General features: G+C 49.2%; 18 protein-coding genes. 2 read left to right on the top strand and 16 right to left on the bottom strand.

What is annotated here, in order from left to right; translation table 11 throughout:
- Nucleotides 1-6: 6 nt before the first annotated feature.
- From R2103_RS01820 to fliF, 16 genes are all read right to left on the bottom strand, one after another.
- Entirely contained in the window at nt 7-936 is a 930-nt protein-coding gene (locus R2103_RS01820; protein WP_317529859.1) for an NAD(P)-dependent oxidoreductase, read from the bottom strand.
- Nucleotides 926-2,749 carry a fatty acyl-AMP ligase gene (locus tag R2103_RS01815; RefSeq protein ID WP_317529858.1) on the bottom strand — a complete coding sequence of 608 codons (1,824 nt, stop codon included), beginning with the start codon at nt 2,747-2,749 and terminating at the stop codon, nt 926-928. The genes R2103_RS01820 and R2103_RS01815 overlap by 11 nt, the downstream gene beginning before the upstream one ends.
- Before the next feature lie 416 nt (nt 2,750-3,165).
- Entirely contained in the window at nt 3,166-5,079 is a 1,914-nt protein-coding gene (locus R2103_RS01810) for a hypothetical protein (RefSeq protein ID WP_317529857.1), read from the bottom strand.
- A gap of 210 nt (nt 5,080-5,289) precedes the next feature.
- Entirely contained in the window at nt 5,290-6,087 is a 798-nt protein-coding gene (gene fliR, locus R2103_RS01805) for a flagellar biosynthetic protein FliR (RefSeq protein WP_317529856.1), read from the bottom strand.
- A 74-nt stretch (nt 6,088-6,161) separates the two neighbouring features.
- Nucleotides 6,162-6,434 (bottom strand): flagellar biosynthesis protein FliQ, encoded by a 273-nt coding sequence (gene fliQ / locus R2103_RS01800; protein WP_292668825.1) that lies wholly within the window; start codon nt 6,432-6,434, stop codon nt 6,162-6,164.
- Between the two features lie 13 nt (nt 6,435-6,447).
- A complete protein-coding gene (fliP, locus tag R2103_RS01795; RefSeq protein ID WP_317532041.1) occupies nt 6,448-7,194 on the bottom strand; it encodes a flagellar type III secretion system pore protein FliP in 747 nt (248 codons plus the stop codon).
- A gap of 82 nt (nt 7,195-7,276) precedes the next feature.
- Nucleotides 7,277-7,714: a flagellar biosynthetic protein FliO gene (fliO, locus tag R2103_RS01790; RefSeq protein ID WP_317529855.1), complete on the bottom strand. Its 438-nt coding sequence runs from the start codon at nt 7,712-7,714 to the stop codon at nt 7,277-7,279.
- A 9-nt stretch (nt 7,715-7,723) separates the two neighbouring features.
- Nucleotides 7,724-8,251, bottom strand: coding sequence for a flagellar motor switch protein FliN (gene fliN / locus R2103_RS01785; protein ID WP_317529854.1), 528 nt, complete (start codon nt 8,249-8,251; stop codon nt 7,724-7,726).
- 19 nt (nt 8,252-8,270) lie between these two features.
- Nucleotides 8,271-9,248 (bottom strand): flagellar motor switch protein FliM, encoded by a 978-nt coding sequence (fliM, locus tag R2103_RS01780; protein WP_292983577.1) that lies wholly within the window; start codon nt 9,246-9,248, stop codon nt 8,271-8,273.
- 7 nt (nt 9,249-9,255) lie between these two features.
- Complete coding sequence (fliL, locus tag R2103_RS01775; protein ID WP_317529853.1) at nt 9,256-9,741, bottom strand: flagellar basal body-associated protein FliL; 486 nt, start codon at nt 9,739-9,741, stop codon at nt 9,256-9,258.
- 326 nt (nt 9,742-10,067) lie between these two features.
- The gene (locus R2103_RS01770) at nt 10,068-11,243 is read right to left on the bottom strand and encodes a flagellar hook-length control protein FliK (protein ID WP_317529852.1); all 1,176 of its coding nucleotides are present in this window, start codon (nt 11,241-11,243) and stop codon (nt 10,068-10,070) included.
- Between the two features lie 83 nt (nt 11,244-11,326).
- Complete coding sequence (fliJ, locus tag R2103_RS01765; protein WP_317529851.1) at nt 11,327-11,785, bottom strand: flagellar export protein FliJ; 459 nt, start codon at nt 11,783-11,785, stop codon at nt 11,327-11,329.
- Between the two features lie 16 nt (nt 11,786-11,801).
- Entirely contained in the window at nt 11,802-13,208 is a 1,407-nt protein-coding gene (gene fliI / locus R2103_RS01760; RefSeq protein WP_317532040.1) for a flagellar protein export ATPase FliI, read from the bottom strand.
- Nucleotide 13,209: 1 nt separating this feature from the next.
- The gene (locus R2103_RS01755; RefSeq protein WP_317529850.1) at nt 13,210-13,914 is read right to left on the bottom strand and encodes a flagellar assembly protein FliH; all 705 of its coding nucleotides are present in this window, start codon (nt 13,912-13,914) and stop codon (nt 13,210-13,212) included.
- A 75-nt stretch (nt 13,915-13,989) separates the two neighbouring features.
- Complete coding sequence (fliG, locus tag R2103_RS01750; RefSeq protein WP_317529849.1) at nt 13,990-14,985, bottom strand: flagellar motor switch protein FliG; 996 nt, start codon at nt 14,983-14,985, stop codon at nt 13,990-13,992.
- Nucleotides 14,978-16,657: a flagellar basal-body MS-ring/collar protein FliF gene (gene fliF / locus R2103_RS01745; RefSeq protein WP_317529848.1), complete on the bottom strand. Its 1,680-nt coding sequence runs from the start codon at nt 16,655-16,657 to the stop codon at nt 14,978-14,980. The genes fliG and fliF overlap by 8 nt, the downstream gene beginning before the upstream one ends.
- Nucleotides 16,658-17,006: 349 nt before the next feature.
- Here fliF and R2103_RS01740 point away from each other — a divergent pair, with 349 nt between their 5' ends.
- A complete protein-coding gene (locus tag R2103_RS01740; RefSeq protein WP_317529847.1) occupies nt 17,007-18,203 on the top strand; it encodes a sensor histidine kinase in 1,197 nt (398 codons plus the stop codon).
- Complete coding sequence (locus R2103_RS01735; RefSeq protein ID WP_317529846.1) at nt 18,200-19,519, top strand: sigma-54 dependent transcriptional regulator; 1,320 nt, start codon at nt 18,200-18,202, stop codon at nt 19,517-19,519. The genes R2103_RS01740 and R2103_RS01735 overlap by 4 nt, the downstream gene beginning before the upstream one ends.
- The last annotated feature ends 55 nt before the right edge of the window (nt 19,520-19,574 follow it).

The following is a 19,574-nucleotide window of genomic DNA, read 5'->3' as shown; positions in this document are numbered from 1 at the left end:
TTGAAGTTAGATTACTTCAGATAATACATCTTGTAAACGAATACTCGGCCGCCACGCGGGAAGTGCATGGATTAACGGCGCATTATCACATACCCAATCAGGATGTTGTAGCTCATTCACTTTTCCTGGGGTCAGCATGGGGGAATACCGAAGCAATCGAGCAAGCCAAAGGTTCGCTGAAGCGATGCTTCGAATAAGCATATTGGGTATCGTAATACAATGCACCGGACGCTTCCATACTCGTTGCGCTATTACAGCCAAACCCTCATAGCTGTAGCCTCCCGGTGTACCATCATCCAGCTCAAAAATTCCATTGTGGTTATTCTCAGAGGCTAACCAGGCTTCCACAGCGGAAACCAAATCATATACATGAATTAACCCGACTCTGTTGCTGAGTTTTCCTACAACCGGAAATATCCCACGATGCATTGCTTGAAACAGGGGCTTTAACTCTTTATCGCCGGGACCATAAACAGCCGTTGGCCGGAATATTGTCCACCGCAATGACTCTGAATTCGTAACGAGTGCTTGCTCCGACAAGTGCTTACTTTGCGCATACCAGGATAGTTCTGGTTGGCGTGCTGCTAGAGATGAGATTAGTAAGAACCGAGGGGATTGTTTATTATGAGCAATAACACGTAAGAGATTCTGGGTGCCCGTGATATTGATATGTGAAAATTCACGAAAAGAACCGCCCCTTACAGTTGCAGCGCAGTGAATAACAAACGCTGCATCATCGACTAAATGATGCAGCGCTGTCAAATTATCTAAGTCGCCTTGAATCCATTGAATGGACTCATGACTTGAAGATTGATTTTTCCGGGTGAGCGCACGAATACTCCATCCGCTCTGAATCAGTTTTTTTACTAATACACCACCAATAAAGCCAGTAGCACCGGTTACGGCTACTATTTTGGTACGCGCGTTATCTATCACCCGATTCTACAAAAGACAATTGACCCGTTAAGTTTGTCCTCTGTATGTAGCCTTGTCTTGCTGCGAAACGTGACAGTTTTCCAGAAGAAGTGCGTGGCAAGGTATGCGGCGGAACCAATTCCACAACACAATTAACTCCAAATGCCATATAAACAAGCTGTTGCAGTCTAGTTGTCAATGACTGACGTTCTGCTACAGAGGTGAGTCTGCATTCAATAACAAGCACAATAGTTGTTGTGCCATCTTCATCATTCACCCCAAATGCAGAGGCTTCACGTGACCTAACTTCCGGTTGCTGTTCCGCTAGCTCTTCTATATCTTGCGCGCGAATATTCCGGCCATTCACGATGATGACATCGGTACGACGTCCAGTAATGTACAAATCACCTTCAAACAGAAACCCAATATCACCAGTATCCAGCCAGTTACCAGACTTCAGTGCTTTATTAGTTTCTTCCGGATTATTGTAATAGCCGGTCATCACACTATCACCATGCACTAGAACACTACCAACCATCATTTCTGATAATTGCTGGCCATCTTCATCGACTATCTTCACGATATGCCCAGGCAGCGGCTGCCCACAATTCACAAACTCATTTTGCTTACGCCCATCAGCTTGCAATCTCACAGCCATTCTTTTATCAATCAGTGTTTTACTATCAACTTGTATGCTTTTGCACCCTTCACCAATCTTTGAAAAAGTAACCGCGAGGGTTGATTCTGCAAGACCATAGCAAGGTAAAAAAGCATTCCCATCAAAACCTGCTGATGCAAACTTTTCCGCAAAGTTTCTCAAAGTTTCAGGACGAATCATTTCTGCTCCAATACCAGCGGCTCGCCAAGAACTCAGATCCAATTCTTTGAGATCCGATTCCCTTACCCGGAGAGTACAAAGCTTAAGTCCGAATGGTTGACTAAAAGCTACGGTACAACGGTTACGGCTGATTAAGCGTAACCATTGCAATGGCCTAATAGCAAAATCCCGTGTCGCCAAATAGTCGACAGAAATTTGTGTAACCATAGGCGCCAGAACCAAACCAACCAATCCCATATCATGATAAAAAGGCAACCACGATGCAGATCGATCATCAGGTTTTATTTCCAAACCATTGCGCACTATACCTTGCAAGTTACACATCAAGGCCCGCTCGGTGATAATTACACCTCTAGGTGTACGCGTACTACCTGAAGTAAATTGCAAGTAAGCAGTTTCATCAGGATGATTGGATTGTAACTCGACATCCAATGTCGGCAACTCACTTAATTTTCCCGGAGTACCCGCCCACTGTATATGAGTCACTCCTGCAACGGCTTCTTCCAGAAAACCAAAATAATCAATATTCGCCAATGCGATACTCGCCTGACTACTTTCAAGCATACCTCTCAGCTGCTGAACGTAAATTGCATGGCTGCCAAGATTCACTGGAATCGGCATCGCAAAAGGAACTAAACCGGCATAACGGCATGCGAAAAACAACTCGACAAACTCAGGCGAAGTATCAGCAACGATTGCCACTCGACTGCCACGCGGCAAATGAAAACCCGACAAACGCCGAGCCAATGTATGGGCGTTATGCCGAAGTGCGCTGTAAGGCAAAACCGAACGTAAGTTGCCTCTCGCATCATAAAAGTTATACCCCGTTACCCCTTCCGCTGCATACTCTAATGCACTCGTTAAAGTATTAAAACCAGCCAATTGCTGTGTTAGCGTATTGAGCGTCGGCGTCGGCATTAACTGTAATTCGCTTGAAGGTTGAAAATCAAACGCTTGCGTTAACGGAGCGTTCAACTTGGTTATTGTCGAACTCAAGATCTTCCCCTCGAAGTAATAGTACTTGTCATCTCGCTTTGACTAGCAAGAAATTCTGGTTGAGCGTGCCAACTCTGATTATTAATCTTAAATAATGCACATTTTGTTGGCTGGAAAATTTTCATTCAAACGCTTACCGCTGACATTGCTTAATGAATATAAGTGTGTCATATTTGACCAATCCGCAGCTTATATAAGGTGCTTTTCCCTGTCAAGGCAATATTAAGCTGGTGTTGCACCAAAACAACAACCGGTTTAATCACCAATTTTCAGCACATCAAATAGTTTCCGGATTATAACGGATAACACCTTTTGCAGATGTTTTTACAGAAGAGAATGACCGTGGTACAGAACTTCAGTGAAGCTTGGATTGAGTAAAATACCTCAATTTACTGACACGCTAAAACAAACTTCTTTTAGCGCTTTGATCGATAGGAAGATGAACCATTTACTGCTATTTTGGGTAACAAATCATCTGATTGCTGCTTCTTCAGAGCAGAAGCAATCCGGTTACGGGAATGTTCCGCAGCAGCAATCTCAGCTCGAATCCGCGCAGTTGCAGCCGCAGTTGCTTCCTTATCCGCCTGGGAACGCACAAATAGCGCTTCTTTCGCCATGACTTCAACGGCTTCTCTTGCCGTCGCCGCTTCCAGGGCTTTTGATTCCAGTGCAACACGTTCTTGCATAGCAACTAACGCAGCGGATTCTTTTCTGGCTTTTTCCAAAGCGATTCTTGTTGCATTCTTTTCGGCTTCGAGCTGCGCTCTGGCTTTATTCGTTGCAATGATCTTCGCTTGCGCTCTGGTAATTGCCAATCCTGTAATTTTTTGCTCAATCTCAAGGCGCTCAGCCACTGCCCGTTTTGCATCGGTTATCGTCTTCGTGCGTATCTCCGCATCTTCCTGCAAACGTTGCTCCAAATCCGCTTTACTGCTCGCTTCCTCAGTCGCAAGCATATCCATCTGCGCCTTTGCCTCCGCAGCGGCTTTCAATCGCAATTCGGCTGACAGCCTGCTTTTTGCTGCATTCCTTGCGGCTTTCTCCGCTTCAGCACGAGCCTCAGCTTCTTTCATTGCCTCTTCATCCACCTTGATTCGTTTTTGATATTCTTTCGCTGCGGCGGCCTCCGCTTTCTTTCTCTCGTTGGCCATTGCTTTAGCTTCTTTCTCAGCACGCAAAGCCGTTTCCGCTGCTGCGAGCGCATCGGCTTCAATTTGCATCCGCTGATTGGCTTGTTCCAGTAACTCGGATTCGGCAGCCAAGCGGGCTTTCACAGCATCGGCGGCGGCCTGCTCTTTTGCCAGGATCGATTCGGCCATTTCAGCAGCCACTTTATCCGCATCGGCCCTATCACGCGCCGCTATAGCGGCTTGCGCATCCAATCCGGCTCTTTTTCCGGCTTGCTCGGCTGCAATCGCCTCGGCTTCGGCTTTTTCTAGCGCCGCTTGTACCGCGGCAGTCTCCGCTTTCAGTCTGTCTTCTTCTCTCTCTTTTGCTTTTCTTTCTTCATGTAAACGGCAGTCGGCTTCCGCCAGCGCTTGCGTTTCCAGTTGCAAACGGGCCTGCATATCTTCAATAGCCTGCTTCTCAATCTCCTCACGCGCTTTAGCCAATGCCGTCAGTTTTTGCGCTTCCTGAATCCTCGCTTGTGCCAGTACCGCTGCACCGGTTTCTGCTTCAATCGCGGCCTGCGCAGCAAGCTGCGCTTCCTCCGCCACTTTGCTTCGATTCAGCGCAGCTTCCGCAGCTTCGCTTTCCTTTAATGCCGCGGCATGCGCTTGATCCAAAGCAGCCGCTTCTTGCTCAACACACCTTTGCATTTTCTCCACAATCGAAGCTTCCGCTCTGATTTTGGCTTCCAGTAAAGCACTCAACGCTTTTTCGGCTTTGATTTTTTCTTCCGCCAGCAGCTTACCTTTCAGCTCCAATTCACGACGTGCATTGGCTTCTCTGATAGCCAGGGTTTCCAGCTTGGCCCTGGCCCGGGCTTGATCGGTAGCAATCGCTTCAGCTTGAATTCTGGTTTCAGCTGCAATTCTGGCATTAGCTTCCGCTCTCGCCCGCGCTTCAGCGGCCACTTTTGCAATATTTTCCGCCTCAATCCGTTTATGAGCTTCTTTGATGGCCTGATCCTCCGCGCTCAACCGGTTACGGTAGGCGGAATCAAGCAGCTGCTTGATCTCATCGGCCGATGCAAATTGTTGATTGGAATCAGCCACGTGATCGGGCTGCGACTCATCATCAGATGCGACAATCTCGTCACCCGATTGAGACTCCGGTGATGTCGATAGCTTGCGCAACGAATTGAATAAACGCGACTTAAATGTCATAAATGATTAACCAAACCAGCAATTATTGGAACACGCTCATATATTAATCAACAGCTTTTCTTGAACTATAGATACTCACTTTAGCAGCTTTGAATAAATAGCTTGCATTGAAAAAGAAGGGGAAAATTGTCTGTTTATATGGCGATATGCAAAAAATCAGCTTACTTAAAGATCTACAGATCATTGCTGCTGTGAAAATTGTATAAACAGCTATGGCATATTGATTTTATTGACATTTAGAATCCCCATCATCAGATTCAAACCGTCCTGTACCAACTGCTCCAGAATCGGCGCATAAAAAGGCATACTCAGCGCCATCACAAGCAAACCGATGGACAGTGTCAGGGGAAAACCCACCGCAAAAATATTCAACTGTGGCGCCACGCGTGTCAAAACACCCAAAGCCAAGTTAGTGATCAACAATGCAGTGAGAACGGGAAGCGATAATTGCAGGCCGGATTTAAAAATCTCACTGCCCCAGTTAGCAAGCGTCGTAAATGTCGCGTTCGTCATTCCCTCCAACCCAATGGGCAGGGTGCTGAAGCTCTGCGAAATCAACGCGATCATTATCAGGTGTCCATCGATGGCAAGAAACGCCAAACTGGCAATCACACCCAGAAAGCGGCCGACGATATCGATCTGGCCGGAATTCTGCGGATCAAAGAAAACTGCAAAACCAAGCCCCATCTGCAAACCGATCAATTCGCCCGCCATTTCCACCGCAACAAAAACAATCCGCATGACCAAACCCATGGCAATGCCGATCAATATTTGCTGCAATAAAATGGCAAAACCGACGCCTGAAGCGGGATCAATCTGCGGCAATGACTTTTCCACCAGCGGCATAACCAGCACAGTAATCATCACTGCCAGCCCCAATTTGACCCGCACCGGAACACTGGGATTGCCCAAAAGCGGGGCGGTTGCGACCAATGCCAGGATTCTGCTGAGCGGCCAAAGGAATGCCGCCAGCAACGTGTTTAATTCCGCAGTGGTAATACTGATCATGGCAATCGATCACTCATGAATGAGATCGGCACGACCGCTTCCTGGCAAACACAGTACCGGAGATTTTTTCAAGATCAACCGACCGCCAGCCAGGGAATGCTGGTAAAAAGACGCTGCATATAATCCGTCATGAGGGTAATCATCCAAGGTCCGGCCAATACGATGACCAAAAACATAACCAGCAATTTAGGGATGAATGACAAAGTCATTTCATTGATCTGCGTCGCCGCTTGGAAGATACTCACCAGCAAACCGGTTGCCAGCGCTGCAAGCAACAGTGGCGCAGAAATCATAAAGGTAATTTCCAGTGCTTGCCGCCCGATTGTCATTGCACTTTCTGGAGTCATGATGAATTTCCTTTCAGGTATAGAAGCTTTGTGTCAGCGAACCGATAATTAAATGCCAGCCGTCGACCAGCACAAAAAGCATTAATTTGAACGGCAGTGAAATAATCATCGGCGACAACATCATCATACCCATCGCCATCAACACGCTTGACACCACCAGATCGATGATCAGGAAGGGAATGAAGATAACGAAACCGATCTGAAATGCGGTTTTCAACTCGCTGGTGATGTATGCGGGCACCAGTATTTTCAACGGCACCTTGTCGCGGCTTTCAATTTCTTCACTGCCGGAGATCTGCACAAACAGCGCCAAATCCGTTTCCCTGGTTTGATGCAGCATGAATTCCTTCAGCGGCACGCTGGCTTTATCGGCCGCCTCCATGATATTGATTTTGTCTTGCGAAAACGGCAAATACGCTTCGTTGTATACCCGGTCTATAACCGGCGACATGATAAAAAAGGTCAGAAACAACGCCAAACCAAGCAGCACCTGGTTAGGAGGGGAAGATTGCGTGCCCAGGGCCAACCTGAGCAGCGATAATACGATGATGATACGGGTGAAACTCGACATCATTAATATCACCGCGGGTAAAAACGTCAGCGAAGTCAGCAGGATCAGCGTTTGCAGGCTGAGCGAATAAGTAGCGCTTCCGTCCGCGTTCGGTGAGCTGGTGAATGCCGGAAAACCAGATTTCTGCGCGAAAGCAGGCACAGCGATCAAACCGGCCAAAAACAACACGGCCCGTAATGCGTTACGCATGTTCAAGTTACGCCAGCCGCGCTCAAAAACTGCTCTGAATCCATGCCATTGAAATAAGGAACGAATGACGGATACACACCGGTTATGCATTTTCTTTTTCCATACTCTGATTAAGCTGCGTGGCGAATGTTTCCACCGGAGGATGATCCGGCTTCGTGCCGGGCGCATCGGATGCCGGCTTAGTCATCGTGTGGAGCTTATTGACACGGCCTGGCGCCACACCGAGCACCAGCCAGGTTTGATCGATTTCGACCACAACAACCCGCTCTCTCTGACCCACTCCGGCAGCTGCGACAACCTTGACAACGCCCGATGCCGCTGTGGGTATCAATGAGAAGCGCTTGAGCAGCCACGTGCCTCCCACGATTACGGCCAATACCAGCAATAACGCACCGATCATTTGCACCGTGCTTTCAGTGGATATCACCGGAGCAGGCGGCACATAACTGGGTTTGCCGGTTTCCGCAAGGGCGGAAAATGACAGTGTCAGTAGCAAGAACATTCCATAGCGAATTAGCATGGCTGCACTCTAGCGGTTAAGTTTGCGAATACGTTCACTGGGCGTGATGATGTCGGTCAGGCGGATACCGAACTTATCATTCACCACCACGACCTCACCTTGTGCGATCAGGCACCCGTTGACCAATACATCCATCGGTTCACCGGCCATGCCGTCCAACTCCACCACCGAACCCTGAGCCAGTTGCAGCAAATTTTTGATGGCAATCTTGGTACGGCCCAACTCAACCGTCATCTGCACGGGAATATCGAGAATCAAGTCGATATCATGACGAGTATTATTCGCTACACCGTCTTTTGAGAATTCCTGAAAAACCGATGCGGATGCCGGCTGCGCACCCATGATGGGGGTACCATGTTTCTCCGCGGCAACGGGTGAACCTTGATCGGATGCTGCTTGTTCCGCCATCGCAGCAGCCCAATCGTCTACTTCCGTTTCTTGTCCTGCAGAATCATTGTGCGAAGACGCCGCCTGTTCCGCCATCGCAGCAGCCCAGTCGTCGGTTTCGGTTTGATCGTTTGCTGTAGTCTCAGACATTTCACTGCTCTCCAATAAATTATTCGGACTCGGACGGCGCAATCATATTGTTGACTCTCAGCGCATAACGCCCATTCATGGTGCCATAGCGGCAATCCATAACCGGCACCCCGTCGATGTGCGCGGTAATGGACTTAGGAATCTCCAACGGGATGATATCCCCGGTTTGCATGCTGAGAATCTGCTCAAAAGTCACTTTCGTCTGCCCGAGATTAGCAACCAATTCCACTTCCGCCCCTTGTACTTGTTGTGACAATAATTTGATCCAACGTTTGTCAACTTCCAGGTGATCGCCTTGCAGCGCGCTATACAAAGTATCGCGGATGGGTTCAATCATCGAATAAGGAATGCAGACATGGAATTCACCACCTTGGTTACCCATATCGATATCAAAAGTAACGGTCACGACGACTTCGTTCGGTGTGGCAATCGTGGCAAACTGAGGGTTCACTTCCGATCGGATGTATTCAAATTTCACCGGATACACTGATTTCCACGATTTTTCATAATCTTCAAATACCACTTCGAGCAAACGATGAATAATGCGTTGCTCTGTCTGGGTAAAGTCTCTTCCTTCCACGCGCGTGTGATATCTGCCGTCGCCGCCAAACAAGTTATCCACAATCAGGAAAATCAGGTTGGGATCAAAAACAAACAACGCCGTACCGCGTAATGGTTTCATATGTACCATGTTGAGATTGGTCGGCACCACCAAGTTACGCACGAATTCGCTAAACTTGATCACCTTGACCGGACCCACTGCAATGTCCACTGTGCGACGCATGAAATTGAACAAGCCGATGCGGAAGAAGCGCGCAAAACGTTCATTGATAATCTCGTAGGTCGGCATCCGGCCACGAACAATGCGTTCCTGCGTTGCGAGGTTATAAGGCCGGACCCCGCCACGATCCTCTTCCTCCTGCACTTCATCGCTCTCGCCCGTGGCGCCTTTGAGAAGTGCATCGACCTCGTCTTGTGAAAGAAAATCTTCAGCCATGGAATGATTACTGAATTACGAATGATGTGAATAACACTTCCCGTACATCTTCTTGCAGATCTTCCGAACCCAGCGATTGCTTGATTTCTTCAACGATCTGCTGGCTTAACAATTGTTTCCCTTGAATACCTGCAATATCGGTCGCTTTTTTGCTGGACAGCAACATCAGAATCCGGTTGCGGATATCCGGCATTTGTTTGGTAATCTCTTGCACGACTTCGGTTTCACGAACCTTGACTGTTAATCCGACCTGGAGATATTGACTGTTATCTTCCGGTTGCAAATTAACCGTGAAAATATCTAGCTCCATGAATTTAGTCGGCTTAGTTTTTGGTTTTTCCGGTTCGGCTTCTTCACCGCCTGACATCTTCATGAAGTACCATGCGCCACCGGCGCCTGCACCGATCGCAATGATTGCTATCAAGATGATAATAATCAGTCCCTTCTTGCTCTTTTTACCTTCTGCAGCTGGTGCTTCCATCGTTTTTGCCATTTTTCGCAACTCCTCATTGAATGAAATCCATTATGGGCGAGATGACCATAAACCGATGTCACAAATAACACTGAAATAATGTCGCTATTTTCAGCTAGGGAAGCTGGCGGGGAATTCAACGCATATGCGCTGATTTTTGGCTTGAAAACAAAGAAATATTGATGAGTTTAAAGCAAACGATCAGTTCGTGTTTGAATCGCACAGACACGGGAATCCAGATGAATTGATCGAAACCAGACCGGTCACACTGATACAAGACTGATCAGCGTGACCGGTGATACATATGGAATTAATACTTTGTAACAAAAAACTGACTGGATTGATCTTCACGCATAAGTATTGACGAGACCTTGATGTCTGATTGGCACGGCAGCCGTTTGAATTTGGCCGGTAACTTCCTGTCTCACACCACTCATACTGCCCGTGTCTTTTGCAGCATACTGCGCTTGTTGCTGTTTACTTTCCTGTTGAAATGAATCAGCGCCAACCATTACATTACCCAATTGAATCCCACTCTCCGCCATCATCTCCCGCAGTCTCGGCAAAGCTTCCTGAATAGCATCACGCACCGCTGAGTGAGGCGATATGAATTGCGCCGTCGCTTGATCTTGCGTAATACTCAACATCACTTCAACCGGTCCGAGATGAGCCGGGTTCAGGCGAATTTCAGCAACCTGGTGCTGTTGCGTTGTCAACCAGACAACTTTTTGCGCAAATTCACCGCCCCATCTGTGCTGACCTACGGGTGCATCGACTTTGACATCCATTGAAACCGCAGTCTGGGAAGTTGCAGCTGTGATGCTATTTAAGCCGAATGATTGTGTTGTAATCGGTTCTTCCTGGGTCTTAAATATCGGTGTTGCACTGTCGAGTTGAATATCTTCCTTCATTTCTGAAGGGGGCAAGAATTTGCCGTAAGCGGCAGAATCTGCCGTTCCCAAATATTGCCAATAATTATTGGGTAACGAAGCCGAGTTGCCCGCGACTGAATTTGCCTGGCTTTGTCCTTGCTGCAGCAATTGATTGACAGCCGGAGTCACGGCATGGGCAATTTGTTCACCTTCTTGAGGCAATGCTGTATTGACCGGTAATGAGGTTACGCCCTGCGGCAACGTGGATGCCGCCATCATTGCATCCGGATTGACTACGGTTCCCATAGCCTGTAATGACGGCGTCGTTTTGTATGCCGTAGTCGCATCAGTCAACAAGCTTTGAATAAAACTGTTAGTGCCATCCGCGGGAACATCCGCAGCGGAATCCGTATCCTTATCTTTTTCAGGAATAGTATTATCCGAACGCTCTTGAGCAGCAGCATTCGTTGCATCATTCTGCTTATGCTTATCTTGTTTGTCTGTTGCTTCCGATACTTGACGATCGAGGACTTTACCGAAGTCTTCCGTCACCGCATCGTTAGTGTTAGTCCCTGATGAACCACCACTTATCAGCGCTGCTGTACTTTCGCCCGACGATTTGATTTGAGGTGCAACCGATATGTTTAACATAGGCTTATGGTCTCGTTCGATTAATTAATGCTACGAATGAATAAGCAATATCTATACCAATCCAGCTATTGCCATGGTTGTAATCAACTTTCCTTGACAGAAGAGGCATTACGATGAAATGAATTCAGAGCGAATTCATCCAGCATCTTTTGTTCTTGTTTTATTTGCTTTTGATTCTCAGCACTTTGTTGACGCTGAGATAAGGTATCGAAGGATTTTAATTTACGCTGGCAGGATAAAAACTCATCGTTACCCACGCTTCTTTTATTCTGCGCATGTAAAACCGCTTGACGTTGTTCCGTGATGGCAGCATCCAGCTTATCCATGAATGCAATAAAATTAAGCCATTCAATATGATCAATCCCCGTTTTTGTGAAATTCTGAAAATGCGATTGATAACTATGGCGGTATTGCAAAAGTAAATTCAATTTCTTTTCCGCTTCCTGCTGTTGAAAATTTAACTTCCCCAAGTGCCTGGCGGAAGCATCCGTTTGTTGTTGAGCCAATTCCAGCAGCAGTTTCAGCGACGACGTTGTTGGCATGATCATTTATCCTTGGTTAGCGGATTCCTTCGCTCTCGAACAATTTGGATAGTTTTTCAAGACTATCGGCAAAGTTGTCGTGCTGAAGCATATTTTGCAGTAAAAACTTTTCCATTGACGGGTAAAGCCGGATAGCCCGGTCCAATTCCGGATCCGTGCCCGCGACATAAGCGCCAACGCTGATCAGGTCATGGCTGCGCTGATAACGCGAATAAAGACTCTTGAATTGCCGCGCCATATCCGTCTGTTTTTGCGGCACCACGCTGGTCATAACCCGGCTGATCGAAGCTTCGATATCGATGGCCGGGTAATGTCCCGCTTCAGCCAGCCGCCGCGTAAGCACGATATGGCCATCCAGAATGGCGCGAGCGCTATCGGCGATCGGATCGTTCTGATCGTCTCCTTCTGCCAACACGGTATAAAAGGCCGTGATCGAACCGCTATTCTGATTGCCGTTACCGGCCCGCTCAACCAATTGCGGTAATTTGGCAAATACCGATGGCGGATAACCTTTAGTCGCCGGAGGTTCACCAATCGCCAGAGAAATTTCCCGCTGCGCCATGGCATAACGAGTCAATGAATCCATAATGAGCAACACATGCTTACCGCTATCGCGAAAATACTCGGCAATAGCCGTTGCATAGGCCGCACCTTGCAGGCGAAGCAACGGCGAAGTATCGGCAGGCGCGGCAACCACCACGGAACGTGCAAGCCCTTCTTCTCCGAGAATATTCTCGATAAATTCCTTAACCTCGCGTCCCCGCTCACCAATGAGACCAACCACAATGACATCGGCTGTGGTGTAACGCGCCATCATGCCCAGCAATACGCTCTTACCCACGCCACTACCGGCAAACAATCCCATCCGCTGCCCGCGCCCGACCGTCAGCAGTGTGTTAATCGCTCGCACGCCGACATCCAACGGCTCAGTCACAGGCACGCGCTCCAACGGATTATAGGGACGGCTGTAGAGCGGCACGCTGTGTTCCGCATGGGTAGGGCCGAGACGATCCAGCGGTTCACCGACACCGTTCAGCACACGTCCCAACAGCTCAGGGCCGACGGACACATGTTTGGCGCGATCCGCCGCGCGCCGGCGCGGATGCTGGAGACTACCGAGGCGAGGCAATTCACCCATCAGTTCGGCAGGCACCACTTTCGCGCCGGGTGACAAACCATACACATCACTGGATGGCATGAGAAACAAACGTTCTCCGGAAAATCCCACAACCTCAGCTGAAACGCTATGGCCATTCGAGAGGAAAATAGTGCAACTGCTACCGACGGCCAGTTTCAACCCGACCGCTTCCATGACCAGTCCGGAAACGCGCGTAATGGTTCCGCTTAATAGGAATGGGCTGGAGGGATGAACCAGTTGTGTGCAGTTCTTTAAAAAACCACCCCATTGCTCATGGCGCGACATATTAATTCTTCCTATCGAGCCAGGCGTCTTGCTGCCCGATTGCTGACAATACTCGTTGCCAGCGTACTTCCAGACTTCCGTTGACTTCACTGCCGCTGGCTTCAATGCGGCAACCGCCCCGGGATAATTGTTCGTCTTCACGGATGCTCCAATGATCCTGCTCCAGTTGGCCGCTCAAATGCGCAAGCACCAATTTGGCGTCCTCCGGGTGTAAGAAAAGGCGTGGATTCTGCATGGTGCTGGGCAAGTTACGGATGGCTTCCTGCACGATCGGTATGATCAGCTCGGGCTGTAATTTCAATGCCTCCGTTACTATTTTTTTTGCCAGCGCAAGGGCCAGTTCCAGAAGGTCATTCGCCACATGCTGATCCATGTCATGAAGATCCTGATCCAGCTTGTGCAGTAGCGCTTGAATATGCGCCACTTCCGTTTTAACTTCAGCTTCCGCTATGCTTCTGCCTTCCGCATACCCGGCCGCATGGCCTTCTTGCAAACCCGCCGCATAACCCTCATCTTTGGCATTCTGAAAAACCGCCGCAACTTCTTCGGCAAGCAGCGCAACTTGTGGCTCATCATCCGGCTGCAAGCCCGGTTCAGCGTCAATCTCCCGGGTTTCTTGCGGCATATCCGCCGCTTCAAAGGAATCCATTTCCCAGCGTTGATAAGCACTGAGCTTTTCCTTGGGAACAAAGTTACTTGCAATCATCGATATACCTGCGATTCAGTAATAAACATGGGCTGTTGCGCATTGGTCCAATGGATCGGACGAAAAAACGATCCGCTAAATGAAACCATCGTCACCTTTTCCGCCCAATACAATCTGCCCATCGTCAGCCAATTGACGCACAATTTTGAGGATTTCTTTTTGTTCGGCTTCGACTTCGGACACGCGGACCGGACCTTTGCTCTCAAGATCTTCGCGCAGGGCTTCAGCGGCACGCTGCGACATATTCTTGAAAACTTTCTTACGCAATTCTTCCTGCGCGCCTTTCAGGGCAACTATCAAGGATTCCGACTGAACTTCGCGCAGCAGCAATTGAATGCCATGGTCATCAATTTCGATCAGATTATCGAATACAAACATTTCATCCATAATTTTTTGCGCCAACTCTTCGTCATATTGTTTGACATTCTCAATGACACTGGCTTCCTGCGCGGTCGGCACAAAGTTGAGAATTTCCGCGGCGGCCCGGACTCCGCCCATCGCCGCTTTACGGATGTTATTGCTGCCCGATAACAATTTTGTTAGCACGTCATTGAGTTCGCGCAGCGCATCGGGCTGAATACTGTCGAGTGTCGCAATGCGTAACAACGTATCGTTGCGCAGCCGTTCGCTGAACAAACTCAAAATCTCACTTGCCTGATCCCGTTCCAGATGAACCAGGATGGTGGCGATAATCTGCGGATGTTCATTCTTGATCAGCTCCGCCACCGACGGTGCATCCATCCACTTTAATCCTTCAATCCCGCTGGTATCGCCACCTTGCAAAATGCGATCGATAAGATTGGCCGCTTTTTCATCGCCCAGCGCGCTGGTCAGAACTTTCCGGATATAATCGGCCGAGCCTTGACCCAGCGTGGTTCTGCCCTCGGCCTCATTGCAAAATTCCGTTACGATACCTTCGATCTCCGAACGTGTTATGTTTTGCAGTGTGGACATGGTTTCACCCAGCTTTTGCACTTCTTTGGGTCCCAGCAGCTTAATCACGGATGCCGCCTCTTGTTCGCCCAAGGTCATCAGCAAAATTGCACTCTTCTTGATTCCATCATCATCCATTTTTACCCATCCAATCTTTCACCACATTGGCAACAATAGCAGGTTCATCCAAAGCCAATTGCTTGGCGCGCTTGAGATTTTCATCGAAGATCGATTTCTGAATCGCTTGAATGGCCGCTTCATCGACTTGCCCCGGCAATTGACCTGCTACTGCGCTGCCATCGGTTAATTGCCCTTGCTCCGCTGGCGGCGGGAGTGGAGCTGGGGGCGTCAAGCTTTTCAGAAACGGCTTGAGTATCTTCAGCAAGAAAAATAAAACCACAGCCGCGATCAATAATTGCTTGCCGATATCCTTGGCCAGCATGATCACATCGGGATCTTTCCAGAGTGGAACATCCAGCACCATTTCGCCCGTGTGCGTAAATAAATTGTTGGTTACCGTGAGTGAATCCCCGCGTTTCTCGTTATAACCCATGGCTTCGCGCACGAGATTGTTGATTTCCTTGATCTCATCGGCTGTTAACGGTTCGTTCGTGACCTCACCGTTTTCATCCACTTTCTTGCGGTAATTCACCACGACAGCCGCGGATAAGCGTTTGATATTGCCGGTCGATTGCTGTACATGCTGCACGGTTTTATCGACTTCGTAATTCGTCGTTGATTCTTTCTTCTTGTCAGTCGGCACTGCCGGTTTATCGCCGCCTTCCTTGTTCTCCCCGCCCGCTTCAATGGGCGCAGATGCAGGTTCAGGCGGACGATTGGATAATGCCCCTGGAATACCACCATCCAATTTCGAACCCGTCGAAGTCGCTTCAAGCGTTTGCTGACTGCGAATCGCAGCTGCTTCGGATTCGGTATTATTCGGCCGGTAAATTTCTTCGGCGCGTTCAACGCGGGAGAAATCCACATCGGCAGTCACTTGGGCACGCACATTGGCGGCACCGGTAATCGGCGTCAAAATAGCTTCGATGCGGCGGATATAATTTTCCTCAAGCTCCTGGATATACTCCAATTGCTTCGCGTCAAACCTGGAATCTTGCTTATCGTTCTGTGTGCTGAGCAGATTGCCGTGCTGATCCACGACCGTGACATTTTTTACCGGCAAATTGGGCACACTGCTGGACATCAAATGCACAATCGCGCTGACTTGCTCAACACTCAGCACCCTGCCCGGATGTAAATTGAGTAATACCGAAACACTCGGTTGCTGCTTTTCCCGTGAAAACACGGAAGGCTTGGCGATTGCCAAATGCACGCGGGCGCTTTGCACCGCGGCGATGGACTGAACCGAACGCGCCAATTCACCCTCTAGCGCGCGCTGGTAGTTAACTTGCTCAAGGAATTGACTGGCGCCGAATTTTTGATTTTCCATTAACTCAAATCCTGCCAGACCGCCTTTCGGTAATCCCTGTCCCGCCAAGCGCAACCGCACTTCATGCACTTGCTTCTCGGGCACCATGATGGCGCCGCCGCTTTCGGAAAACTTGTACGGCACGTTCATTTGTTGCAAAGCGCCGATAATGGAAGCGCCATCCTGATCCGGCACATTGTTGTAGAGCACGCGATACTCCGGTGTCTGACTCCACATCAAGGCACCCGCCAGCAAAGCGACAACAGCCGCCGCCGAGAGAATCAATCCAAGCTTCTTTTGATTGGATAACTGGCTAAACTGCCCCAGACTCATTGCTGAGGCGGGTGTTGTTGTATTGGATTCACTCGGTACTGTTGCCACGTGTTTTTCTCCTGCTTAAATTCTGGGCCGCTCATCAATATTGGATTTGTCATCGACGACAAACCGAAGATTTCTTTTCTAAAACTAATCTAATTATTGTTATTTAGTTTGCATTACCAGGCATGCCGTTGACAGCATCATTGTTCAACTGATCAAGCGCCATGCCGTAAAAAAACATCAATCAACTATCCTCATACAAAATGGATTTTTATTGATGCGATGATTATCTATAAACTTATAAAATCTGAATGCTTAAATAGAATAGGTTTGCTTGCCCTATTCGCAACATGATCGGAACAGGTCGCGGTGGTAAGCTACTGACCATTCCCAACAACCGTCATCTCAACGCGTGCAAACCGAAAACGTCAGTGAAATTAAACCGATACCGGCCGATCAAGAGCAGCTCAAGCTGGCGTTCGCGGCTTTTAATGCAGCATCGGAGCAGCTATCCGGCGTCTATCAGGATTTACAGCACCAGGTAGCGCAGCTCACCCGTGAACTGGCGCTTGCCAACGGTGAATTGCACAAACAATTAATCGCTAAGGAAAATCTATCGCAGCAGTTAAGCCTATTATTGAACGCATTACCGGGCGGCGTCATCGCGCTTGACGCTCAGGAATGCATCGAACAAGTCAATCCGGCTGCTATCGCCATTCTTGGCGAATCCCTGGTTGGCGGGGATTGGCGGCAAGTAACGCAAGAACGTTTGTCGCCAACGGCGATCGTCAATGAGTGGCTGGTAAAACTGCAGCAAACCGCGCAGCCACGGCGTATTCGCATCGAGAGCAGCGCCACCGACGCAGCTGGCAGGCGGATTTTGCTGGTGAACGATATCACTGAAGCCTATGCCATACAGGAACAGATCCGGCGTAATCAACGCTTGACTTCCATGGGCGAGATGGCGGCCAATCTGGCACATCAGTTACGCACCCCGCTTTCGACCGCATTGCTTTATGCCAATCACCTGGGAAGCGATGCTTTGACGCCCGTCGAGCGGCGCAAATTCGCAACAAAAACCATTGAACGCCTGCACCATCTCGAGCATTTAACAAAAGATATGCTGCGTTTTGTGAAAGGCGAAGCAAGGCGGCGCGAACGTGTCGTCATCAGCGATTTGCTAGCGGAGTTGCATCAAGTCATAGAGCCACAAATAACACAGCAGGATTTGCAATTTATTGTGCAGGATCAGAGCATGGCACAAGCTTTGATAACAGATCGGCAGGCTTTATGCGGCGCCATGATCAATCTGCTGGAAAACGCCATGCAAGCATCGGCTACAGGCGGGAAAATTATTCTGACCAGCCGCCTGGAAGGAAAAAATATCATCCTGAGTGTTCATGACAATGGTCCAGGCATCGAAGCGGCATTACAAGAACGATTATTCGAACCCTTCTTCACCACGCGCGCGGAAGGCACGGGGCTGGGCTTAGCCATCGTCCGCGGTGTCATTGAATCCATGGGCGGTGAGGTGAAAATTCATTCAGCGCCGGGCGAGGGAAGCGAATTTATGATCCGGCTGCCAAGAAATAGAGGAGATAAATTATGAAAGCACTGCCCATTCTGGTGGTAGAAGACGATCAGGATTTGCTGGAAGCGATCTGCACCACGATGAAACTGGCCGGTTATCCGGCATTGCCCGCTTCGAACGGCAATACTGCCATGGCTATTCTGCAAGAATCCGAGGTAGGCATGGTCGTCAGCGATGTGCAAATGCGCCCCGTTGACGGCTTTACATTATTAAAAAAAATCAAGGCATTTAACCCGGAACTACCGGTATTGCTGATGACGGCCTATGGCGATGTGGAAAAAGCCGTTGCCGCGATGCAGACAGGCGCATGCGATTACTTGCTGAAACCGTTCGATCCGGACAATTTACTGGCGCATATCAAGCGCTACGCCTTATCCGAACCGGAACAGGATGACAACGTCGTTGCCAAGGATCCGCGTACACGGGCATTACTATCCCTGGCCAAGCGGGTGGCGCAATCACCGGCAACTGTTATGCTAACGGGTGAAAGCGGCTGCGGCAAGGAAGTCATCGCGCGTTTTATCCATCAGCATTCCCTACGCGCGGCCAAGCCCTTTGTCGCGATCAATTGCGCGGCGATTCCGGAAAATCTGCTGGAAGCGACTTTATTCGGTTATGAAAAAGGCGCTTTCACCGGCGCGGCACAGGCTCAGCCCGGAAAGTTTGAGCAAGCGCAAGGCGGCACATTGCTGCTGGATGAAATTTCCGAAATGCCGCTGGAACTGCAAGCCAAATTGCTGCGCGTTTTGCAGGAAAGAGAAGTGGAGCGCGTCGGCGGGCATAAAGCAATCAAATTGGATATCCGTGTTCTGGCGACTTCCAACCGCGATATGATGGCAACCGTTAAAAGCGGGCGGTTCCGTGAAGACTTGTACTACCGCCTCAACGTGTTTCCGATCGAAATACCTCCCTTGCGGGAACGGCCGCTGGATATCGAACCTCTGGCGCAACGCGTGCTTATCGAAGCAGCAACAGGTTCGGTGCAGCCGCCCTGCACCATGACGCAAGCTGCAATCAGCACACTAACGCACTATCCCTGGCCGGGCAATGTCAGGGAATTGGAAAATGTCATGCAACGCGCCATGATTCTGGCAACGGATCACATCATTGATACCGAGCATCTGCATTTGCCGCAAGCGGATCCAGTCCAAGCCGCGGAAGCTATTGATCAGGAATCATCTACTGATTCTGAAGATATGAAAACGCTCGAACGCAAACATATTCTGGAAACTTTGGCCGCCGTTAATGGTTCCCGCAAACTGGCCGTAAAGAAGCTGGGGATTTCCGAGCGGACACTACGGTATAAATTGCAGCAATACCGGATGTCCGGCTAATTAAAACCCCAGCTTCTACCGATAGAGCTGACTAAGATCATTTGAATTTTATGAT

Source organism: Nitrosomonas sp. Is24 (assembly GCF_033063335.1).
In the GTDB taxonomy this organism is placed as follows: domain Bacteria; phylum Pseudomonadota; class Gammaproteobacteria; order Burkholderiales; family Nitrosomonadaceae; genus Nitrosomonas.
Note: the sequence above shows the minus strand (reverse complement) of the source record. Positions and strands in the feature narration are given on the sequence as shown.